This is a genomic window from Latilactobacillus graminis DSM 20719, assembly GCF_001436415.1.
In the GTDB taxonomy this organism is placed as follows: domain Bacteria; phylum Bacillota; class Bacilli; order Lactobacillales; family Lactobacillaceae; genus Latilactobacillus; species Latilactobacillus graminis.
In genome coordinates this window covers 14,884-37,645 of record NZ_AYZB01000003.1, presented here as the reverse complement: position 1 = coordinate 37,645, position 22,762 = coordinate 14,884, and the positions used below count along the sequence as shown (strand labels likewise).

At 40.5% G+C, this 22,762-nt stretch carries 17 protein-coding genes and 1 riboswitch; of the genes, 12 read left to right on the top strand and 5 right to left on the bottom strand.

Annotated features, from left to right (window positions below):
* Nucleotides 1–45: 45 nt before the first annotated feature.
* The gene (locus FC90_RS01465) at nt 46–987 is read right to left on the bottom strand and encodes an NADP-dependent oxidoreductase (protein WP_057907687.1); all 942 of its coding nucleotides are present in this window, start codon (nt 985–987) and stop codon (nt 46–48) included.
* 178 nt (nt 988–1,165) lie between these two features.
* The gene (locus tag FC90_RS01460) at nt 1,166–2,122 is read right to left on the bottom strand and encodes a Dyp-type peroxidase (RefSeq protein ID WP_057907539.1); all 957 of its coding nucleotides are present in this window, start codon (nt 2,120–2,122) and stop codon (nt 1,166–1,168) included.
* A 196-nt stretch (nt 2,123–2,318) separates the two neighbouring features.
* Between FC90_RS01460 and spxB the strand changes: the two genes are divergently transcribed.
* Together spxB and FC90_RS01450 are read left to right on the top strand one after the other, a co-directional pair.
* A complete protein-coding gene (gene spxB, locus FC90_RS01455; protein ID WP_057907538.1) occupies nt 2,319–4,055 on the top strand; it encodes a pyruvate oxidase in 1,737 nt (578 codons plus the stop codon).
* Between the two features lie 89 nt (nt 4,056–4,144).
* Complete coding sequence (locus FC90_RS01450; RefSeq protein ID WP_057907537.1) at nt 4,145–4,738, top strand: TVP38/TMEM64 family protein; 594 nt, start codon at nt 4,145–4,147, stop codon at nt 4,736–4,738.
* A 73-nt stretch (nt 4,739–4,811) separates the two neighbouring features.
* Here the strand turns inward: FC90_RS01450 and nhaC are convergent, their stop codons facing one another.
* On the bottom strand, nt 4,812–6,185 hold the full coding sequence (nhaC, locus tag FC90_RS01445; RefSeq protein WP_057907536.1) for a Na+/H+ antiporter NhaC: 1,374 nt from the start codon (nt 6,183–6,185) through the stop codon (nt 4,812–4,814).
* 530 nt (nt 6,186–6,715) lie between these two features.
* On the opposite strand from nhaC, the gene FC90_RS01440 reads away from it, so the two are divergent.
* The 5 genes from FC90_RS01440 to FC90_RS01420 all read left to right on the top strand — a co-directional run bounded on the left by FC90_RS01440 (nt 6,716) and on the right by FC90_RS01420 (nt 11,619).
* Complete coding sequence (locus tag FC90_RS01440; RefSeq protein WP_057907535.1) at nt 6,716–7,246, top strand: GNAT family N-acetyltransferase; 531 nt, start codon at nt 6,716–6,718, stop codon at nt 7,244–7,246.
* An 82-nt stretch (nt 7,247–7,328) separates the two neighbouring features.
* The gene (locus FC90_RS01435; protein WP_057907534.1) at nt 7,329–7,865 is read left to right on the top strand and encodes a hypothetical protein; all 537 of its coding nucleotides are present in this window, start codon (nt 7,329–7,331) and stop codon (nt 7,863–7,865) included.
* A 30-nt stretch (nt 7,866–7,895) separates the two neighbouring features.
* Entirely contained in the window at nt 7,896–8,411 is a 516-nt protein-coding gene (locus FC90_RS01430; RefSeq protein ID WP_057907533.1) for an Rrf2 family transcriptional regulator, read from the top strand.
* 358 nt (nt 8,412–8,769) lie between these two features.
* Nucleotides 8,770–9,783 carry a WxLIP family cell surface protein gene (locus tag FC90_RS01425; protein ID WP_057907532.1) on the top strand — a complete coding sequence of 338 codons (1,014 nt, stop codon included), beginning with the start codon at nt 8,770–8,772 and terminating at the stop codon, nt 9,781–9,783.
* 108 nt (nt 9,784–9,891) lie between these two features.
* Nucleotides 9,892–10,069, top strand: a riboswitch (Lysine riboswitch).
* A gap of 116 nt (nt 10,070–10,185) precedes the next feature.
* Complete coding sequence (locus FC90_RS01420; protein WP_057907531.1) at nt 10,186–11,619, top strand: amino acid permease; 1,434 nt, start codon at nt 10,186–10,188, stop codon at nt 11,617–11,619.
* Nucleotides 11,620–11,666: 47 nt separating this feature from the next.
* On the opposite strand, the gene FC90_RS01415 is transcribed toward FC90_RS01420, so the two are convergent.
* Nucleotides 11,667–13,082: a polysaccharide deacetylase family protein gene (locus FC90_RS01415; RefSeq protein WP_057907530.1), complete on the bottom strand. Its 1,416-nt coding sequence runs from the start codon at nt 13,080–13,082 to the stop codon at nt 11,667–11,669.
* A 703-nt stretch (nt 13,083–13,785) separates the two neighbouring features.
* Here FC90_RS01415 and FC90_RS01410 point away from each other — a divergent pair.
* The 4 genes from FC90_RS01410 to FC90_RS01395 all read left to right on the top strand — a co-directional run bounded on the left by FC90_RS01410 (nt 13,786) and on the right by FC90_RS01395 (nt 20,123).
* Nucleotides 13,786–14,481, top strand: a complete 696-nt coding sequence (locus tag FC90_RS01410) for a WxL domain-containing protein (protein ID WP_057907529.1) — start codon at nt 13,786–13,788, stop codon at nt 14,479–14,481.
* Between the two features lie 67 nt (nt 14,482–14,548).
* Nucleotides 14,549–15,604, top strand: coding sequence for a WxLIP family cell surface protein (locus FC90_RS01405; protein ID WP_057907528.1), 1,056 nt, complete (start codon nt 14,549–14,551; stop codon nt 15,602–15,604).
* Between the two features lie 55 nt (nt 15,605–15,659).
* Nucleotides 15,660–18,251, top strand: a complete 2,592-nt coding sequence (locus FC90_RS01400) for a hypothetical protein (RefSeq protein WP_057907527.1) — start codon at nt 15,660–15,662, stop codon at nt 18,249–18,251.
* Between the two features lie 279 nt (nt 18,252–18,530).
* The gene (locus FC90_RS01395; RefSeq protein ID WP_057907526.1) at nt 18,531–20,123 is read left to right on the top strand and encodes a helix-turn-helix domain-containing protein; all 1,593 of its coding nucleotides are present in this window, start codon (nt 18,531–18,533) and stop codon (nt 20,121–20,123) included.
* 78 nt (nt 20,124–20,201) lie between these two features.
* Here FC90_RS01395 and FC90_RS01390 read toward each other — a convergent pair whose 3' ends face one another.
* Nucleotides 20,202–20,864 (bottom strand): deoxynucleoside kinase, encoded by a 663-nt coding sequence (locus tag FC90_RS01390; RefSeq protein WP_057907525.1) that lies wholly within the window; start codon nt 20,862–20,864, stop codon nt 20,202–20,204.
* A gap of 488 nt (nt 20,865–21,352) precedes the next feature.
* Here FC90_RS01390 and serS point away from each other — a divergent pair, with 488 nt between their 5' ends.
* On the top strand, nt 21,353–22,633 hold the full coding sequence (gene serS, locus FC90_RS01385) for a serine--tRNA ligase (protein WP_057907524.1): 1,281 nt from the start codon (nt 21,353–21,355) through the stop codon (nt 22,631–22,633).
* The last annotated feature ends 129 nt before the right edge of the window (nt 22,634–22,762 follow it).

Here is a 22,762-nt window from a genome sequence, read left to right as displayed (position 1 = left end):
ACTGGCCAATTTTATTTGGTCAGTGGCTTTATATGATGAATGCTCTTAGAATTTAATGACAACTTTACCAGTTGAATGGTTAGTGGCACTGAGTTTATGGGCTTTAATCAAGCCTTCTGCTGAAAATGGGAAGACAGTATCAATAATTGATTTAACTTTGCCATCCGTCATTAATTGTGCGATGCGCTTTAATTGTTCGCCATTTGGGGTCAACCAAATCGCTTTGAAAGTCATTTCTGTATTCTGAATGCTAGCTGCTGTTTCCGGAGCTTGGCCAACGATTGATACTTGCCGACCGGTTGTTGGATTCAGTACAGACCAAGCGTCAACTTGGCTTTGACCACCAATGGTATCGACGACCAAATCAACATTCCGAGCTTTTTCAGTGACTTTTTCAGTGCGGTAGTCGATGATTTCATCGGCACCAAGATCGCGCACGAGGTCAAAATTTTTGGCACTTGTGGTGGTGATCACATGTGCTCCAATTGATTTAGCGAGTTGGATAGCGTATGACCCAACGCCACCAGAGCCGGCTTGTACAAGGACAGTTTCGCCTGGTTGTAGGTGACCGTGGTCAAATAGGGCTTGCCAAGCAGTTTCACCAGCTAATGGGACAGCCGCGGCTGCTTCATACGACAGATTGGCTGGCTTGGGGGCCAGTAAGGTATCATCAACGGCAGCATATTCGGCATAAGTACCACGGTTAGTCGTCGCAGGGCGCGCAAAAACTTCATCGCCAACATGCCATTGTGTTACTGCAGATCCAACGGCAACAATCACTCCCGCCAAATCCCAGCCAAGTACAATGGGAAATGTCCATTGAAACATACTTGTCAGGTGGCCTTCACGGAGCTTCCAATCGATCGGATTAATTGCTGTGGCCTTTGTTTGGACGAGGACTTGGTGTTCATTGATTGTGGGAATTGGTAAAGTGAGCATTTTAAGTTGGTGGGCATCACCATATTGTTCGATAGCAACCGCCTGCATAGTTTCTGGCATATTAGGGACCTCTTTTTCTTATTATTAGTAAGTGCAGTGTAACAAGGAAATAGCCGTTAAGTCAATTATCAAGTCCTTAAAGGACAATAAAAAGTACGTAATCAATTTGATTACGTACTTTAGAATACGCAACTACGATGGGGGCGTTGCGCCGGTAAACCAGCTGCTAAATTTCGGCTTCGGCAATTTTGGCCAAAGTTGTTTTAGAGGGAATAAAGAATAGGGCGCCAGTCGTTGGTTCACTAAAGTCTAATAAGTGATCGTAATTACCAGCGGGTTTACCAACGAACATATTGGTTAGCATGCGTTTAGTTACCGACCAGGTTCTAGAGTAACCAATGAAATATGTCCCAGTCATCTTTTCACCTGGGTTGGCATACGGAACATTCATCCGGACAATTTTGTGCTCAACGCCCCCTTCATTATCTTGAGAAACAACATTATGCGCGTTGGTTGGTTTTTGGTCATCATCGAGTTCTAGATCAGAGAACTTCTTGCGGCCAATTGTTTTTTCTTGTTCTTCGGTTGGTGTGTGGTTCCAGCTATCCATCGCATGAATATATTTTTGAGCGAAAGCATATGAACCGTTGATAAATTCAGGATCTTCATCACCAACTAGCGCGTATTCGGCTGTCTCATCGATGGCTGGATTTTCCGTACCATCAATAAAGCCAATAATTGAACGCCCTTCGAAGTAACGAAAACCATGTGTTTCATCAATGGTGGTGGCATTTTCAGAAATAAAGTGCATCATCTGGTCCATCACTTCGTAACAAACGGACATTTCTTTAGCCCGAATATGGAAGAAAAGATCGCCGCCAGTTGCTATTGCGGCATGCTTAGGACTAGGAATTGTTTCGAAGGGTTCGAGTTCTTGGGGCTTTGGAGCATGTGGGAACAAGTAGTCCCAAGCATCGGAACCAATCCCAAATGCCACCCGTAAGTGGGCGTCGGGGTAACGGATATTCATACTATTAATAATGGCTGGAATCCGTGCAGCCAATTCAGCCACTGCGGCTTTGTCAGAATCAGCATCTTGTCGGTTTAATTTTTGTGTCGTAAAAATAATATTTTCGCCTGCATCTTTAAAAACGTCTTGTGCATCTGTCGGTGTAATTGCCATGTTAAAAACCTCCATAGGAATCCAAAGTAATTGATTGGTTATTAATAATCATTATTATCTAGCTCAATGTAAGCATAACAAAAAAAGCGGTTGGTTACCAGTCAAAATAGCTAAAAAGACTTATTATTTGTAACGCTTACATTTTGAGCGTTATAATTGGTTCGGTGGAATAAAATAATCAGGAGGTTCTTACGAAATGGTAGCACAAAAAATAAATGCATCAGATGCAATGTTAAAAGTCATGGCAGATTGGGGAATTGATCATATATTCGGATTACCTGGTGGTTCATTTGACTCAACAATGAATGCTTTACACAATCAAAAGGCAATTATGCGCTACATTCAGGTTCGACATGAAGAAGTTGGGGCATTGGCCGCTGCTGGGGAAGCTAAAGCAACTGGTAAGATTGCAGCGACGTTTGGATCGGCAGGCCCGGGGGCAGTCCACTTACTAAATGGCCTTTATGATGCTAAATATGATCACGTCCCGGTATTGGCATTGGTTGGACAAGTGGCGACAGGGGTTATGAATACTGACTATTTCCAAGAAATGAATGAAAATCCAATGTTTGCTGATGTTGCGGTTTATAATCGGACCGTTATGACTGCTGAACAGATGCCACTAGTGGTTGACCAAGCAATTCAGCAGGCGTATAAACATCACGGCGTTGCTGTTGTGACAATTCCGACTAATTTGGGTTGGCAACCAATCGAAGATAATTTTGAAGCGACTGCTAATCTGTTCCAAATTGGTAATTATCCTGAACCAAGAAATGCCGATATTGAACGTGCTCTGCAGTTGATTAAAGAGGCTAAACAGCCAATTATTTACTTCGGTCAAGGTGCTAGTGCAGCTGGTGAAGAACTAGTGGCACTTTCGGAACAACTAAAGATACCAATGATGTCTTCGGCTCTTGCAAAGGGAATTGTGGCGGATGACTATCCTGCCTATATGCTTTCGGCTGGACGGGTAGCAACTAAACCAGGGGTTGACTTAGCTACAGCTGCTGATTTAATTCTGTTTGTTGGTAGTAACTATGAATTTGGCCAATATTTCTTTAACCCAGATGCTAAATTCATTCAAATTGATATTGATCCAACTAAATTGGGGCATCGTCATCACGTTGATGTTGGTATTTTAGCCGATGCAAAGACAGCACTTAAAACATTATTAACGGCGAGTCAACCAGTGGCTAATCAATCCACTTTTTATAAAGCAGCTATTGCAAATAAAGCTAACTGGGATGTATGGACAGCTAGCTTTGAAGAAGATGATCAATCACCGTTACGAGTTGAACCAGTCTTTAAGCAAATTAATGATATGGCAAGTGCTGATGCAATTTTTAACCTTGATGTTGGTAATGTGTCGATTGATGGTGTCCGTTTCTTGAAGATGCGGCCGGGTCAAAAAATGACATTATCTGCTTGGTATGCAACGATGGGATGTGCTGTGCCCGCAGCAATTGGGACGCAAGCCACATATCCTGATCGTCAAGTATGGTCAATTAGTGGCGATGGTGGTTTTTCAATGGTGATGCAAGACATTATTACGCAAGTTAAATATCAAATGCCAATCATCAATGTCGTTTTAAGTAACGATTCGTTTGGGTTTATTGAAGCAGAACAAGATGATAAAGGCCAACCACGTTCAGGAGTTGCAATCCAAGGTGCCGATTATGGGGCAGCCGCAACTGCAATGGGTGCTAGAGGCTTTACTGTTCGGACATTGGCTGAATTAAAAACCGCCTTTGCTGCAGCTATGGGGACTAAAGAACCGGTCGTGATTGATGTTAAGATTGCTAATGAACGGCCACTACCCGTTGAACAACTTGTGATTGATGAGCAAACACAAGATCCAGAAAAAGTAGCTGCTTTCGTTGAAAAGTATCATGCACAAGGTTTGAAACCATTTCGGGCATTCTTAGAAAATTAAGATTTTGTAAATCAGACCATTGACTGACATAAAATAATGCTGAATGTGGTAATTTATAATTAAAGTCAAATTGGAAGGGAATTCAGCAGATGAGTAGAACAACTTCAAGACGTTTAATTAACGCAACGTCGCTGATGGCATTCATTGGGAGCATTTTATTGGCCGTTTATTGGTCGCGGTTAGGCCTTTTTAATAATACGACTGCGTTACAAGCGTACTTGGGGCATTCAGTGCTGATTGGACCACTGATTTTCATCTTAATTCAGGTTATTCAGGTCGTGATTCCTGTCATTCCAGGTGGCATTAGTACGGCAGCTGGTGTCTTGGTATTTGGCCCGTTGTGGGGTTTTGTTTATAATTATGTTGGTATCGGGATTGGCTCGATTTGTAATTTTTTGTTGGCCCGCCGATTTGGGAAGCCATTCATTTTGCACGTTATTAGTGAAAAAACGTATGACAAGTATATCGGTACGATCACGGAAAAGAAAAACTTTACACGGTTCTTCGCGCTTGCTATTTTCTTGCCAGTTGCACCAGACGATGTTTTATGTTTAATGGCCGGTTTAACCGAAATGTCATTGAAACAATTTACCTGGATCATTATTTTGTGTAAACCAGCCTCAATTTTGGCTTACAGTTTCGCGTTAGTCTATGGTGGACAATTCTTAGCGCAGTTATTTTAAGAATAAATTATGGCGTATTTGGGCCCTAAAAAACCAGCAAGGATGAATTTTATCTTTGCTGGTTTTTTAATGGTTATGGGGTTTTCTTCTTTAAACCAATCCCAGTAAAGGCACTGAGGATTGAAAAAATCGGTGATAGGAGGCTGAAAAAGCAAAATGGGAGGTAGCTTAATGTGGGGACGCCCAGTGTATTGGCGGCAAAAACACCGGCAACACCCCAAGGGACAAGGTAATTAATCACGGTACCACCATCTTCGAGGGCTCGGCCTAAGGCAAGGTTGCTCAATGATGATTTTTCGAAAGTTGGTTTAAACGCTTTGCCAGGTAGAATCACTGAGAGAAATTCTTCACCAATAAAGAGATTGACGCTAATCCCGGAGATAATCACGGCACTGACCAGTTGACCAGGGGTCTTCAGATGGGTCGCAAGGGGCGTCATTACGCGTTCGATAAGGCCCAATTTCATCAAAAGACCGCCAAGCGTTAACGTTAAGATAATCAGTGCAACGGTACTTAACATACTGCTAATACCACCACGGGAAAGAAGTGTATCGATATTTTTATCGCCGGTGTGGGCCACAAAGCCATGTTCGATGTAGCTGGCAATTTTAGCAAGCGCCGTATGTGGTTGATGACAGTAGATGAGACCGATTGAACTGGCGATGTTTAAAAAAAGAGTGGGAATTGCGGGCATTTTTAACCGGGCGCAAACGAAAATCAAAAGAATTGGAATTAATGCCAATAAGCTGACAGAAGTATGAGCTTTTAAAAGCCCAATGGTGGTGTCAATTTTATCCAGCGAAATATTTTTGGATGTGTGTCCGATGATGGCATATAAAATTAATGAGCCGATAAAAGCGGGGATGGTTGTCCACATCAAGTTTTTAATGTGAGCGAATAGGTCGGTTTCTGTAACGGCGGCAGTTAGGTTGGTTGATTGTGAAAGTGGGGATGATTTATCACCAAATATTGCTCCAGAAATAATGGCAGCCGCCACAATTGTTGTATTAAGACCAAGTGTGGCCCCAATCCCGAAAAAAGCAATTCCAACCGTTGAAATGACGGTAAAAGCACTTCCTATCGCACTACCAACAAGGGCACAGACGACGAAAATTGAGGGAATGAACCAGTGTACGCTGACCATTTTAAAGCCCCAAACCATTAAGCTGGGAATCACGCCGGCGGCAATCCAAATACTGATTAAAGCCCCAACAAGCATGAAAATAATAATCGGAATTATTCCACTCTGTAGACCTTCTTCAATGCCATGATGAATGGTGGGCCAACTAAAGTGACGCCACCGCGCCCATAGGATTAACAAGGCGATGGCTGTTAAGACCGGTGTCTGAGGAGAAAGTTGGAAAATAATCACGCCGCTACCCATGATAGCTAACAGAATAATTAAGACAGTGCTTGCTTCTAATAAACTAATTTTATGATTTGTCATTTGAATCGCATCCTTTTGCATTTAATGATTAGATTGGTACGACAAAAGGCTGATAACGAAGGATTCCCCCGCATGATGATAGCTTGAACATGAAAATCCCTCCTTAGATAAAATGATGCTAGTTAAAAGATGTTTCTTAAATTGGTACTGGCGCTTAACCATAATTCGGATTGAAAATGATAATACAAAAAAATCCCTACTCGCTTATGCGAATAGGGACGATCAGAAAACCGCGGTACCACCCAGTTAGTAGGTTGTTTTTAAGCAACCCACCACTCTTACAGGTGATAACGGTCCTGTTAGTTAGCCGAATCATCAATTCAGTATTTTGCGACATTGACCCTGATCGGTTCGCAGCAACCACCGACTTTCTGACACCCAGATAATGTGCTACTTAGTTTGAATTAAGATGACTTATGATTGTTATTCAATCTACGGTAGTCCGGAATAAAAGTCAAGTAAGAACTCACTTGGCGTAAATTAATAAGTAGGTTACTATAAGTGATAATCATACTAAGGAGTTGTTGTGGATGCAGATTAAGACTGAAAAAAATGAATTACGTCATTTTCAAGCAACCGATGAAGCAACCGTTTATCAAATTGGCTGTAATCAGGAAATTGTGACGCAACTTAACATGCCAGCTTTCCAATCAAAACAAGAGACACAATCGTTTTTAGGAATGTTAATGGCTGATGAGGACGCATGGGCGATTGTTGATCGTATAACGCGGGCTGTTAAAGGCTTGATAATGTTGGCTCCGACTTTGGGTGATGATGGGCAAACATTAGTGGCTTATGAATTGAGTTTTGCAATTTTACCAGCTTACCAACGGCAAGGAATTATCAGTGCAATTCTACCAGCGACACTACAAGCCTATGCACAAACAACCGGTGTTAAAACCTATAATGCGGCCTGTTTTTTAACCAATCAAGCTTCGCAAGCGAGTTTACTAAAAGCGCAGTTTACCAAAACTTACCAAACACAATTACCTGCTTATTTGGGTGGTCAACGCGTGCAATATTACCGTTGTATAGTGAGCGCTTCCAAGTCGATAAAATAACAGGCCCTTAACCATAATAAATCAGTTTTTAATCAGTAAGCTATGGTATAATCGGTTTGAAAGACAAATGGGGGTTAATCAAATGGCAAACGAAAATGACCAAGCTTATGCACGCAAATTAGCACAAATTGAAGCAAATGAAAATTTGACAATTTTGTTAAGTATGAACCAGGTTAATGATGAAAAGGTCAAGCAGTATATTGTTTATACCGACTATCGCGAAAATGGTCAACAAGAATCAACAAACTCGATTTTTGTCTATACACCGTACGCTAACGTTGACCGTTTTGGACATTCGATGGTTGATTTTCAAGCACAACTCTTATTTGAAACGAATAAATGGAAAAAGGAAATGCACATTACTGTTCTTGAAACACTAGGGGCAGCTTCACGATTAGCGGTCTACGACTTCCAAAATTTAGGGTTAGCCCAATTAGCAGTCAAGGCATTTTGTAACTTAGCTAATAAATTGGAGATTGAAACGATTGATGGCAACATCAGTACGTTTGATAGCGATGACTTTAAGAAAGTAGCACATATTCTTGAAAAATATGGCTTTGAAGTCCAAACGGATGCAAGCCAATCCTCTGGTGCATTCATTAAGACCAAAAAGGCATAAGTGCACGACCGTTTAGAAGGAGATAGATTGATGCATTTAACACGGGCGTTTGAACAAGCAACTTGTATTATCGTACTTTTGGCGACACAAGATCCTGAACATACGATCTCGTCTGAAGTTATTCATCATCGGTTAGGCGGTTCTCAAACCTATTTGCGCAAAATTATGCGCAAATTGGTTGTGGCGGGGTTAGTTAAATCAACTTCCGGGAATAGCGGTGGTTTTACGCTGGCCCGTTCGGCTGATGAAGTATCGATTTATGATGTGGTGTTGGCAACTGAGGGGCAGATCAAGTCTTATCCAGATACCGGTAAGTTGGATACGGTCTTCAATGACTTTCAACCAGTTGCTAAACAAGGGACACTGATTATCAACGCTGCTTTTCATAAGGCAGATATGTTGTGGGCAAATGAATTAAAGCGGCAAACCGTGGCAGGGTTGATTATCGAAACGATTGGACACCAGGCGATTCCGGTCATTGATTGGAACCAATCCGCTGAGCAACGTGAATTATTAATTCAAAAAATAATAAAGAATTTAAAATAAGATGTTTAGACAATTTAACAAGGGTCATCTTCATGAAGATGACCCTTTTTTGTTTCAATCGCTAGACATTAATGACGATTACCGGAATCTTTTTAATGATACAACTGGCTTCAAGCTAGTGGTGGGTTAGTTTACGTCAATGATTATAACCAACAAACTAATATTAGATCTGTACCAGTGCAGGTCGCGTCTAAAACGACTACCGCTGATGAGGAAATTACGTCAGTTAATTGGCAGGATAATTAAACGGTACTATTGAAAGTCAATGGTGGTGCATGTTAAAAGGGAGCACGGCGGAATAAGCTGGATATTACAAGGTGTGACACCGAATCCTTAATTAGAAGGAGGATTGAATAAAATGAGACAGATAAAGCGTCAATCTGGACTGGTATTAGCGTTATGCGTTGCTTTTATCCTAGGGTTGATGATGGATCATCAACCCGTTCAAGCAGAGCAAGTGGCTTATTCAGTAATGCCGATCTATCCTGCCAATCAAACAGATGCTGATTTGGGATATTATGATTTAAAAGTGACACCCGGTCATCGGCAAGAACTTGAGTTGAGCATCCAAAACAGTAGCACCCGGCCGATTATAGTGGATGTGACTCCTACGACTGCGACAACGAATACAAATGGGGTAATTGATTATACTGGAACGAAGTCGCAACGTGATTACTCACTCAAGGCTAGTTTTACGGATCTCATATCAAGTCCTCAACAGGTTAAGGTACCAGCCAATGGTAGTCAAACTATAACGTTTAACTTGAAGACACCAGACGAACCTTTTAGAGGACAGATCTTAGGCGGGTTTTACATCACCCAAGTGCCCAATAATCAGGCTGACCAAGCGATAAAAAGAAAAGGTGGTGCAACGTTAACCAACCGATATGCTTATGTTCTAGCGGCCAAGTTGACAGAATCTGATGAAATAGTTCGGCCTAGTTTACGATTAAGGAAAATCCGTGCGGGACTTGTGAACAGCCACCCGACAATTCTGGTGAATATTCAGAATTTCAAAGCAAATGCAGTAGGTAAGATGAAGGTTAGAGCTGAGATTCGTAAAGTAGGATCGAATAAGATTCTGTATCAAAATAAACGGCACGATTTGGAAATGGCACCCAATTCAAACTTTAATTATGGCGTTGATTTGAATAGTCATTCGTTGACAGTAGGTCGATACAACATCTTATTACATGTGTCGTCGAATAAAGGTCACTGGCGACTTTCAAAGGATTTTGTAATGACGCGTAAGATGGTGGCCAAGTATAACGACCAAGCTGTTGAACTGCCAAGGAACAATAATTGGTGGTTATACGCGATTTTCGTGGTGATGATTGCGATTATTTTATTCCTAATTATCCGGTTACGATAGAATCAAGAAAAATCAATAAGGATAGCCAATATGAAAATCACGATCGAAATAGTCGTGTTTTTTTGGAAATAATTGACGTAATTCCGGGAATTCGGTATACTCATTTCTAACAAGATAAGAGGTCGCAAAAACCATCAGTCGTTATCCTGAACTGACTAAGCAGTGATGAGGGATAATTAAAGGGGAATTTGCCGAAATGTCAATTTGCTTATTCATTTTGATGTTGGGACTTGGTTGAATAAATCAAGGACTGTCGTAACGAAACGTTACGGGGCGCTATCAACGGATATTATGAGGCTATTAGTCTTTTTGTCGTTTTTAGCAGACAAAAAGACTTTTTTGTTTGTCAAAAACGTGGTTGAGGGCTTTTTCTTGAAAACATAGAGAAAAGAGCGAAGTATTATGGCAGAAAATGAAATGAAACGGGAGTTAAAGACGCGTCACCTTTCGATGATTGCGCTAGGTGGTAGTATTGGGACCGGCTTGTTTGTGACAAGTGGGTCGGCGATTGCTAAAGCCGGTCCAGGCGGCGCTTTGCTAGCCTATTGTGGGATTGGGATCATGGTCTTTTTTTTAATGACTAGTTTGGGCGAAATGGCAACATACTTACCAGTTTCGGGTTCGTTTTCAACTTATGCGACCCGCTTTGTTGATCCGGCTTTAGGGTTTGCATTAGGCTGGAACTATTGGTTTAATTGGGCAATCACCTTGGCGGTTGATATTAGTACGGCAGCACTTGTGACTGAATTCTGGTTACCAGATATGCCAGGCTGGGTTTTTAGTCTTGCAGCATTATTATTAATTTTCTTAATCAATATCACCAGTGTGAAATCGTTTGGTGAAACCGAATATTGGTTTGCGTTGATTAAAGTGGTAACTGTGGTTATTTTCCTAGGGGTCGGGTTACTGACGATCCTTGGTATTATGGGTGGCCATCATACTGGTTTGAGTAACTTTACGTATAAGAAAGCACCATTTGTTGGTGGGTTACCAATGATGTTGAGTGTTTTTGTGGTGGCGGGATTCTCTTTTCAAGGGACTGAGTTAATTGGGATTACAGCTGGTGAATCAAAAACACCAGAGAAGAGTATTCCTAAGGCAATCAAACAGGTTTTCTGGCGGATTCTATTGTTCTATATTCTCTCAATCTTCGTGATTGCTTGTTTAATTCCTTATGATAGCCATTCGTTATTGGGGGCAAGTGAAACCAACATTGCAGTTAGCCCATTCACATTAGTCTTTAAACGGGCGGGCCTTGCTTCAGCAGCCAGTGTGATGAACGCTGTTATTTTAACCTCAGTGCTATCAGCAGCTAACTCTGGAATGTATGCTTCTTCGCGGATGTTATGGTCCATGGCTGAAGATGGCTACGCGGCTAAGATTTTTGCAAAGACTAACAAACGTGGTATTCCGGTAATGGCATTACTAGGCACCACCATTGTGGGTGCAATTACTTTTATCACCAGTATTTTTGGTACCCGGATTTACTTATTCTTGGTAGCAGCTAGTGGTTTAACCGGCTTTATTGCGTGGTTAGGGATAGCTGTTTCACATTATCGATTCCGGCATGCATTTAAGGTACAAGGACATCAATTAAGTGAATTGAAATATCACGCACGTTGGTTCCCATTTGGCCCGATTTTCGCTTTTATTCTTTGTTTATTAGTGATCGTAGGCCAAGACATTCAATCCTTCAAGCGCTTTGATTGGATGGCCATTGGAATTAGTTATATGAGTATCCCGCTGTTTATCATCCTGTACGGATACTATAAAATACGGTATAAGACTAAGGTCATCCCATTAACCGAGGTTGATTTAACTAAACATCAGCATTAAAAATAAAAAAGTCCCGACAATTTAAGTTGTCGGGACTTTTTTGAGGATTACGATAGTGTTCGTTGATCATCAGCCTTAAAATATTGCTGGTAAGGGGTTAAGCGTTGTTTGAAAAGATTGTCTAGCGTGACAAAATGGCGCTTTTGCTTAATTTGATTTGTAACGATAGTGGGGAGTGCGTCAATTGTTGCTTGATTGGTGTGAAGTAAAACAATATCACCGCCAGTAATCCGGGTGTTAACGTTTTTGGCGATGGTCGCCGCGTCAATCGTTAAGCGCCAATCCTCTGAATCAACACTCCAAGCAATTAACGGTCGCGTAGCAGTGGCACTTAGATCGGTACTAGGTGTTTCGGTGGTTACCCGTAAAAAATGAGGTAATTGCCCACAGGCTTTAAAGTAAGCCGCGTCGGTTTCCTTGAGGTTGCTTGCAATTTCAGAAGCAGGCATTGCTTCTAAGTTGTCATCTTTATTGTAGCCCTGCGTGCCGACGGAATGGCCGGCGTTAAGCAATTGTTGCAATTGCTCAGGGTATAGGCTAGCTGCTTTTCCGGTAGTGAAAAAGGTTGCTTTGATGTGTAGCATACTTAATTGCTTGATAATCCTAGTAATCGTGCTAGGGTTTAAAGTGGTGTTAAAGGTGAGTGCAATTTGCCTTTTACTGGGTTTTACAGCCGGCATTTGATATTCTTCAGGGACTAAGTTGGGGTTAAGATAGGGCCCAACTTTTGCCATTGGCAAGGTGATTTTCTCAATAGCGAGGGGGTTTTTTACAAATTGCAAGGTTAAACCAGCTGTTGTAAATTTAAAATTCGTTGCTTGGGCATTTTCCGGAAAATTTAGTGCTTCTAGTTGTGAAAGTTGTTCCGGGGTGTAATGGTGTTCTTGAAGTTGCTGATCAATCGCTAATTGGCGAATCATTGGGATAGTCGCTGCGTTTTTTTGTAAATCTTTAAATGATACCGGGGTCGTATGTTGTTGCATATCGTAGATGGTCTCGGCACCAGTTTGGGTAAACAAGCGTTGATAACGAATATTAAATCGCGATTTTACAAAACCGTAAGCTTCAGCAGTTGGTTTAAAGGCATAGGTATTATCTTGTAAATTTTTTGCAGTATAACTAATATATAATGTGACACGGCTAATATCAGGAGATTCTTGGCGCACTTTTTGATAGAGCTGGTTGCCAAGGGTGACGGCTTGCTTTTGTAAATCAATATCGTCACCATTTTGATTTTGTGGGATAAAGTAGTAGATTTTTCCGTGCGTTTTAGTGGCCGCGTAAATTTTAAATGCTGCATATTGACTGCGGGCTTGGTCATTGAAATTGCTTAATGCGGTTTGTTGCATATTGTGTTTGGTCAGTTTAAACTGTTCTTGCATAAAATAGCGATTTTCAAAATACATAATCGGAATTAATAAGAGTGTTAAAATAATTAAAGTCCATTTTTGCCAAGTCCGCATGGATGATTTCCTCCGGTAAATTTGTTGATCTAGAATTAGTATACTGAATTTAGATGAACTTTGAAAGCAATGTTCGGCCGATAAATCATGAATAAAAACAGTTCAGTTCAATAAACATTAAAATAATTAATGATAGTATAATAAAAGTTAACATCGCTGAACGCTTTTTGAAAAAAGATGAAAAAATTTTTAATAAAAAGTGTCGCATAAAGTTATGGTTGAATAAAATTAGTGATGATGGTGGTTTAAATCGTAGAACTAGCTGCTAATAGACGATAATAATTGACTGCGCTGACCAGGCGCTAACCTTGCTAATTAGAGCGCGCGGCAGCATACACAAACAAATGCTAGTTCAAAAAAATAGAATAATTATATTGAAATTAGCTATCATGTAATTTTTGTAATAAATAGGTCTGGCGTTTTATACAGAATTGCTGGATTTATTAGCAACTCAGAATACCGGATAATCAGTGTTCTAAGTTATAAAATTTTAAATAATACATATTTTTGAATATGGTGAATAGTATAAAACAAAACATCTATTAAATACTTTTTAACCAATAAATTGATAAGCAATTTATTGGGTGCGTGGTAATCTGGAAACTTGTTATTTGGGGTTTTATAAACTAAAATAAGCTTCAAGCAGTCAATGGATTAGGGAATTAATGACCACTAAATAATGAACTATTAGGAGAAAATTAGCATGAAACAATCAAAATTCGTATTATTAGCAGCCGTTACTTTAGCAAGCACAACTTTAATGAATGTTGCTGTGGCTCAAGCCGCAGTCGAATCAGGTTCAGGAGTCGCAGCAACAGCTGATCAGGCAGCCGAAGCGACAACTACTGCTGAATTTTCAGTTAAAGCTGGCCAATTAACTTTGGATGCCGCCCCTGATTTTAATTTTGGCGAAACGAGCATGCAAGCGATTATCAAAGGCGATGCGTTGAAACAAGTTGACAACAAAGTATCAGGGACACATGACGATAGCCATAATGCTGATGGTAGCATTGATAAAGCTGCTGTTGATACACTGCAAGTTAGTGACTATCGTGGTGCAGGAAATCATTGGACATTATCAGCTAACATGAGCCAATTTACAAACGCGACGACAAAGACCGCTGTTGGTGGAGTCATTACGCTAGGTGGTAGTCAACTAGGCCTGAACGCTAAAACAATCTCAACGAACGCATCAGCTGATCTGCTCACCTCTGCAGCGGCTGCAGCTGCCAGTGAAAAAAACGTTGAAGGTCTTTCAACGGTAAGTGATACGTTGGCTGCTGGTTCAACCTTAAAGTTGAATACCGCTGATTTAAAAAATATTCAAGCTGGTACTTATAATGCGGCAATTACTTGGACATTATCTGACGGAATTGCATCAGAGGTAGCAGCTGGTTAAACATAGACATTTGTGAATAACAAGCAAAAGTTGGGGGGACCCAGCTTTTTTTCGTGAAGGAGCGTATATGAAAAAAAGAACATTATTTATATGGCCGTTAATGGGAGTTTTATTGCTATTAATAATGGTCACTAACAGCCAAATGGTTCATGGTGCTAGCGCTGGGTTTACGGTAAGCGCTAATATTCCGGATAATCAATATGATGAAGAACAAACGAGTTTTGATTTGGTCATGAAACCTAGTCAAACGGAAACGTTAGCAGTCACCCTTGAAAACTTAGAAGATACGCCCAAAACGATCAGTGCCACTGCCAACACTGGTTACACGACGATCGCCGGGGCAGAAGCTTTTGATAAACATCATCCAGGACATTTATCACAGGCTGAATATCAATTTAGTCAAATTTTTGACCAACCGCAGATGGTGGCTTTAAAACCGCGTGAAACAAAGACCGTTAATTTTAAAGTAACAATGCCACCCAAACTTTATGATGGCGTTTTAAAAGGCGCGTTATACTTTAAAGATACGAAAGCCAAAAGTCGGCAAGAAACCAATCAGCAGGGCTTTAGTATCGATAATTACTATGCAATGGCGCTCGGGGTGATTTTGCGTGAGCATCCCGATACTCATGTACCGGCAGAATTGAAATTACGGCGAATCCGCGTGAGCAAGACAAATTATTTAAATGTGCCTGCAGTTTTGGTAAAATTAGAAAATACCGCCCCCGCGACACCGGGAGCAATGACGATTAGGGCAACTGTTTCAAAACACAAAGGTGATAAGCCGCTTTTTGGTAATCGGCGTGAAGGAATTACGATGGCGACCAATTCTAGTTTTGAATATGGGATTCCGCTAGGGGATACCTGGATTAATCCTGGGAAGCATCACCTACACCTAGTGGCTAAATCGGCGCATAAAACTTGGTCATTTGATCGTGATTTCGAGATTACAGTCAGTCAAGCAATGAAATTAAATCAACAGAACAAGTCTTTATGGTGGATTTGGCTGATTGTGTTATTAATTATTATTTTCATTATCTTATTACTAGTAATGTATTATCTAGGGTATCATCGTCGCCAGAAACAAGATGCCCAACAAATTAAAACGCTAGAAAAAGACTAACTCAGAGACGGTCTTATCGAATTTACTATGACCAATAGGGCCTGGAGGCAAATAAATGATTAAAAGAAAGCATCTGCTAATAGCATTTTTAATCAGTTGTTGTGTGATAACGAGTATTTTTGTTAATCATCAAGCTGTACAGGCAGCTGATACAGTCATTGAGAACAAGGCCCGTATCGATACAGAATATCCAATGAGTGGTGCCTCTAATTTTATGATGGTTACTGGGAATCAATTCATCCATAATACGTCGCCATTTAGTGGCCGGATTATGGCCAATTCGATTGTTTTAAAAAGCAAGGATATTGGGACACCAGGGTTAAATGGTTCAAGTCTAGCAGCTGATGATACAGATTATGATGACTATTTTACGAGTTTAGAAAATCCAGCCGTGATTATTAATGATTTCAATAAAAGTAATGGCAAAATACTGGATAAGACGACTGGGATGAAAAATCAGTTATCGAATCTGAGTAAGATGTGGCAACGTAATGATCTTACGGGGGGAGGGCTTTCGAAAAATGCCGAGTTTGCAACAGATACTCCGCTGAAAGATGTTATTGCTGAATATTCTAAGGATGCCGATAAAGGCCAACCGGATTATATTGCTCCTGAGGAGTTTACGAATTTATGGGCTAACAAATCGGTGCCAGGGACCAACGGAAACTTGGTCAACTTACCTCAATATGTTGATAATGGGATTAATAAATATGAAATCAGTGAGGATCCAGCTAGTAATGAGTATAGTTTACAACAAAATATCCAAGATATCAGTCATTTCTATGCTAGCTTAACTGGGGACGCTGATTTTTGGTCGAGTACAGATGATATTATGAATTTAAAGCAATCATATACCGATGCTTGGCCCAATACGACGGTTAGAGAGAAGTCTAATCCAATTTATATTACTGATCCATGGGATGCGGTGTCTGATATCGTGATTAATATCGTGGCTAAAAAAGACGATCCAACCGTTAATCAAACAGTTCGCGATAAAACGAAACCCTATGCTGTTAAAGTTGATGGGAAAAAGCCAGTGGTGGCTGTTTCGATTGATCGCGCGAAAGTCTTGGATTATAATCCCAACGCCCAACATATGAATATTGACTTCCATTTTTCGGATAGCTTTTATACGGAAAAGGCGGGTAAGAAGGTTTTGGATGCAGATAAGATTCCGTATATTGTTTTAAATTATAGTGGCTTTGGTGATAAACGCTTTGATTTTAAATCAGGGGACGGTTTTTATATTGGCGATCTTGATCATCACGTATTTACGGCCAACCCGACCGGAACCGGAAACTATGTAAAAAGTATTGCAACTGAAGTGGGGGGCAACAGCCCAGAAGATTGGAATAATCGTGATGTTTTAAAATTTGGGGCCCATTTAGTAAATAATTTTACAGATACTTATGATTCTGACAACTATCCAGAATCATATAATCAAGAGATACAGGATAATGCGGGGATAACGGGTCAAACGGCAGCGGTTAGTTATACTAATCGTAGCCCAGGGACAATGTTGTTTGGCACAATGTTGATTCCGCATGGATCATATTATGCAGGTAGCGCTTCAGGGGGCCTTTATATTGGTGGGGTGGTTGCAGCCAATAATATTACGTTAGACAATGCAATTATTTCACCCGATCATGATAAATCAGTTTATGGCCGCGACCATGATTTTCCAGACATGAATGAAGGTGGTGGTGGTGGTAAACAGCCGGCCATTGATGCAGTTGACTTGGTTGATCAAAAAGCGAACCATCAACAGATTGCTAATAATGAAACCGCGAAGTTCGATTACGCTGATGGGGCTTTAACCCCCGCGCCCAACCTTGGGATTACGGGGACGTTACAGCTAACCAATATGCCTGCTCAATATGGCTTGTATTACCGGTTTAACGGTCAGGGTGACTGGCATCGGTACTCTGATGGTGTCCAAACTAAGAATACCGTCGCGTTAAATGAGACGTTGTTGGCTGATTTAAACAATCAAAGTAAGCTTAATGTGGGGGCCGTAAAATCTGAAGCCCAGCAGATTAGCTACCCACTCACTAAAACAAGTAGTATCGAATTTGCGACGACAGCTGACGCTAATGCAGCGACGATTGGCGCTGATGAAATTGAAACCACAGCGACATTTAAATTTACGTTGGAAGTAGTTGCATCCCTTGAAGTGACTGTCCCAGCTAGAATTTCGTTTGGAACAGAAACCTTAGGCCAATCTGTTGGAGAAGCCAAAAGGACTGTTGCAATCAACGAGATTCAAACTGCGCAAAAGACGATTGCTGATACCGGTACGCCGGAAGCGCCGAAAGTAGTGGTTTACAATCCGTTATTAAGCGGTTTTAATTTAAAATTAGCTTATCTGGATGCTAATGATACGAAGCAAAATCCGTTTTATATCACTAATAATTTTAAATATAACGTTAATGATGCAGTACCACTTCCGCTAGCACCAGATCAAGCGGATGGTGAGTGGATCGATGGTGTCTTAAAACGTGATTCGACACCACAGAGTTTAATCACTAAAATCAGTGATATCTCTCTTGAAAGTAGTTCGCTACAGCTTCATTTGCCGTATAGTGATACTTACAAAGTGTCATCGGAGGTGTATGAAGCGCCAATGGGGTGGCAATTAGATTTATAAAAAATTAATGGAACTTAGGCCAAGCAATGTGTGCCTAAGTTCTTTTTTGTTGTCTTTTTGACAACTGATGATATAAATTCGGCAAATAATGCTAGCTGTTAGTTAATGGTGTGAACATTATTCTAATAACTTGAAATATGGTTTATTATAATAAACTTTAATTATATTTTGATAAGCGTATAATGAAACTACATAATAAATAGTCTCAAATTAATATAAAATAAATTCTAATACATCAGTTTCTTTAGTGGTGTTTGATTAGATTGGAGGATGGTTAAGGTGAATACGAATAGTGTTTATTTGACGCAAGCCGAGAAAGAAAAATATGCATTATTCTTGGATGTTACGAATGTTAAATGGGACGAACTTCCAGTAAAAAAGCGGATTAGTATGGCCCGACAGGTTGACTATTTGATTGATGATGTGAACTTAAAGCAGGTTGCGGCCCTTTTGGATCGTAGTTACGGAAGTTTATACAATATGTATATGAGTATGGTCAGCGACTTGCAGAGTGTATTAGGTAAGAAAACGGATGATACCCGCCAACTCTTTAAAATTCCGAGTGATGTCTATCATTTTTATATGGTTAAAAATTCAGATGTCTACGATTTTGTTCAGATCTTATTACATGGTGGACAAGTTTCTTTTCAATCATTTTGGGAGCAACATCATAGTAGTAAGGCAACTGCCTTACGACATTTAAAACAGGTTCGGGATTTAATTCGGGCATTTAATGTGCGGATTGCCTATGATCCGATTCATTTGGAAGGCGACGAAAAAGCAATTCGGATCGTACTAGTGATGTTATACTGGTTAGCGGCCGGTGGTCATACTTGGGTTTTTGATGAGATCGATCAACAAGCGGCACATGAAGCGTTTGATTATGCGGTTGAAGCCTATCAATTGCAGACACCCAACTTATTAACACGTGAAATTGGGGCTTATATGATTGCTATCTCTTATTATCGAGTGATGCAAGGTAAGACGATTGAAGCAGATGATCGAATGGAGTTAATCCGTTATCCTTATCCAGATCTAACGCATGCTTATCTAGTCGCTGATTTTACGCAGGGCTCAAGTGACTTGCGCGCCAAATTAGCGCAATTGTCACCCACTCAATCGCGGTCAGAATCAGCAGGACTCTATTTTATTTTGAAATATGGCCCCGTACCGCTAAAATCAAAAGGCCGGTTTGAAATTGATGAATGCCAAATCTATAAACGCTATGTACCAGAAGTTTATTGGTTTGTTAATCATTTTCTTGAACGGACACCGGTTGATATTCAATGCTATTTGAATATTTCCGAAAGGGTTTACCATGAACTTAAAAATGCGTTATCTGTAGTGACGACTAATATTCATGTATTGGGCAACGATATGACTTCTGTGGTATCGCATCAATTAATGGAGCGCGTCAAACTTTTACGACCGAACGAACAGTTACATGCTGATATCAGTCAAACTATTGATTATTTATTATTTGAACCTGAGGCGCGGATATTTGCCGCTAATCGGGATGCACTGGTAAAGGCCTATTATAATTTGATTCGCCAATTGGTCCAACAATATCGTCCGGTGAATCGAGTCAAGGTTGCTTTAGTTGTTGAACAAGATTATTTAGGTTATATGGATCTTTTAGCAGCTTTGGAAAATATTCAATATGTCGATTTTAGTACTAGTGATGATGCGCTACGGGATGCTGATTTAGTGGTAACTACCTCAAGTATCGCTTTACCGGATTATACCAATCCGGCAGCAGTCCCATTTATTTGGCGTTTGAATGCTAACAGTGATCACTTTGCGCGACTTTACGGAATTATCCGCGAACTATGGATTCAAAAATCCCATATCGAAAATTCTGAAGCCAACTAAACACTGTGTTAATAATGAGAGGATCACCAAATCAAAGAGCAGCCCACTTTTAAAACTTAAAAGTGGGCTGCTCTTTGATTACATAGTTTTAGAATGTTGTAAGTTCAGTTCTTTAACTCGATCATCAATCATTTCGATAACTTTTTGACGATCAGCGTCGTTTTCAACAAAATCGAGGACGTCACCGTCGATTTGCATCTTAGGACTTTCATCGTAGGCTTCGTACCAGGCATCGTAACGACTGTTTAATTCTTTGTAATAGTCGTAGAGGGTTGGATCAGCATCTAATTGTTCGTAAGAACGGCCACGTTTTTGAATCCGTGAGAGCATTGTTTCGAAGCTCACACGCACGTGGATTAATAAATCGGGCCGTTTCTTATGGGCAGCAAAGGGTAATTCTTGCATCATGTTAGCTAATAATTCGTCATAAACACGCACTTCAGTGTCCGTGGCACGACCAAGATCAGCGTTCAGGTGGAAAAGTAATGAATCTTCAAAGATGGAGCGGTCCAAGACGTTATTATCGTCTGTATAGGCTTGTTTGATACTGGCAAATCGTTTATTTAAAAAGTAAATCTGCAGTAAAAAAGCATATTTAGTTGGATCCTTGTAAAATAGGGGTAATACTTCATTATCATCGACTGATTCATAAAAAGCTTCAGTTCCTAAGTGATCAGATAGATATTTGGTTAAACTAGTTTTTCCTGCACCAATTGTGCCAGCAAGTACGAGCAATGTCATCAATCTCCCTCTTTTGACTATAAAATGTATTTAAAGTAGCATCGATATACAATATATGGTGTTTTGTCGTCGAAACATCACTTAAATATTCTAGCATTTCTATGGTAAAAAGCAATCTTAGATTTTAGACAATCAAAACATAGGCAGACCATTTTAGCCGTGAATACCAAAAATCAGTTATTGTTGTTTGAATTTAAAGGTTAAATGCGGTATTCTTATTTTAAGAATTAAACACGTGAATAAGCGCCTATCTGGATTGACAGAGAGATATCGGTTGGTGGAAGGTATTGAGTCCAAAATTCCAGCGCAATAGTGGGTAGTGATGAGCTACACGGTTCCTGGCCGTTATCAGTAATTGAGGGCACCTATTATTTGTAGTGGGTGAACTTGGGTGGTACCGCGAATTGAAGTCTTTTCGTCCCAATTGAGGGATGCGAAGACTTTTTTGGTTGTTGTTAAATAAAGTCATTTTAAAAGGAGAGCGTGCAATGTTAGATATTAAAGTCATCCGTGAAAATGTTCAATGGGCAAAGGATAAGCTAGCCAGCCGTGGCGTACAAGCGACAGAAATTGATGAGGTTATCGCATTGGACGAACAACGGCGTGCGTTGATTGTCAAAACTGAAGAATTAAGAAAAAAACGGAATACCGCTTCCGAAGCAATTGCCATTGCTAAGCGGAATAAAAAAGATGCTACCGAACAAATTGCTGCCATGAAAAATGTGGGGACGCAAATCAAGACTTTGGATAGTGAACTAGCGACAGTAAAAGAAAAGGTCAACTATATTTTGGTGCGCTTACCAAACTTTCCGGATGACTCAGCGCCTGTTGGCCCAGACGAAAGTTTCAGTCGTGAGGAACGCCAGTGGGCAACACCGCGTGAATTTGATTTTGAACCCTTAGCGCACTGGGATATCGGCGAAAAATTAGGTATCTTAGATTTTGAACGTGCTGCTAAAGTTGCAGGTAGTCGCTTTGTTTATTACAAAGGTGCCGGTGCACGCTTAGAACGCGCTGTATATAATTTCATGCTCGATCAACATGCCCAAGAAGGTTACGAAGAAATGATTACGCCATATCTGGTGAATAACGAATCGATGTTTGGCACTGGTCAATTTCCTAAGTTTACCGAGGATGTTTACACGATGACTAATGAAGGTGAACCAATGACCCTAATTCCAACTGCTGAAGTGCCATTGACGAATTTCTACCGTGATGAAATCTTAGATGGCGCGCAATTACCAATTTATTTCACCGCCTTATCACCGGCTTTCCGTTCTGAAGCAGGCAGTGCCGGTCGTGATACCCGCGGTTTGATTCGGATGCACCAGTTTAATAAAGTTGAAATGGTGAAATTTACCAAACCAGAAGAATCATTTAAAGAACTAGAAAAAATGACCGCTGATGCTGAAAATATTTTAAAAGCATTGAAATTACCATATCATGTCATTACATTGGCAACTGGCGATGCCAGCTTCACATCAGCCAAGACGTATGATATTGAAGTTTGGTTACCTGCTCAAAACACCTACCGCGAAATTTCAAGCTGTTCTGATTGCACTGATTTCCAAGCACGGCGCGCACAAATCCGCTACCGGGATGAAGACGGGCATGTCAACTTGGTTCATACATTGAATGGTTCAGGTCTAGCGGTTGGCCGCACAGTCGCTGCGATTTTGGAAAACTATCAAAATGCAGACGGCAGTGTCACAATCCCAGCACCATTGGTACCGTATATGGGTGGAATGACAAAGATTGATGTAAAATAAGGGTGATAGACGATGGGAACATCGTCTTTTTTTATCTGGAATTAATTGATATAAGCTTGACAGCGGATACATTGACTGCTATTCTAATACTCGTAGCCACAATGTTATTACATAATGGTAAGCATGTGT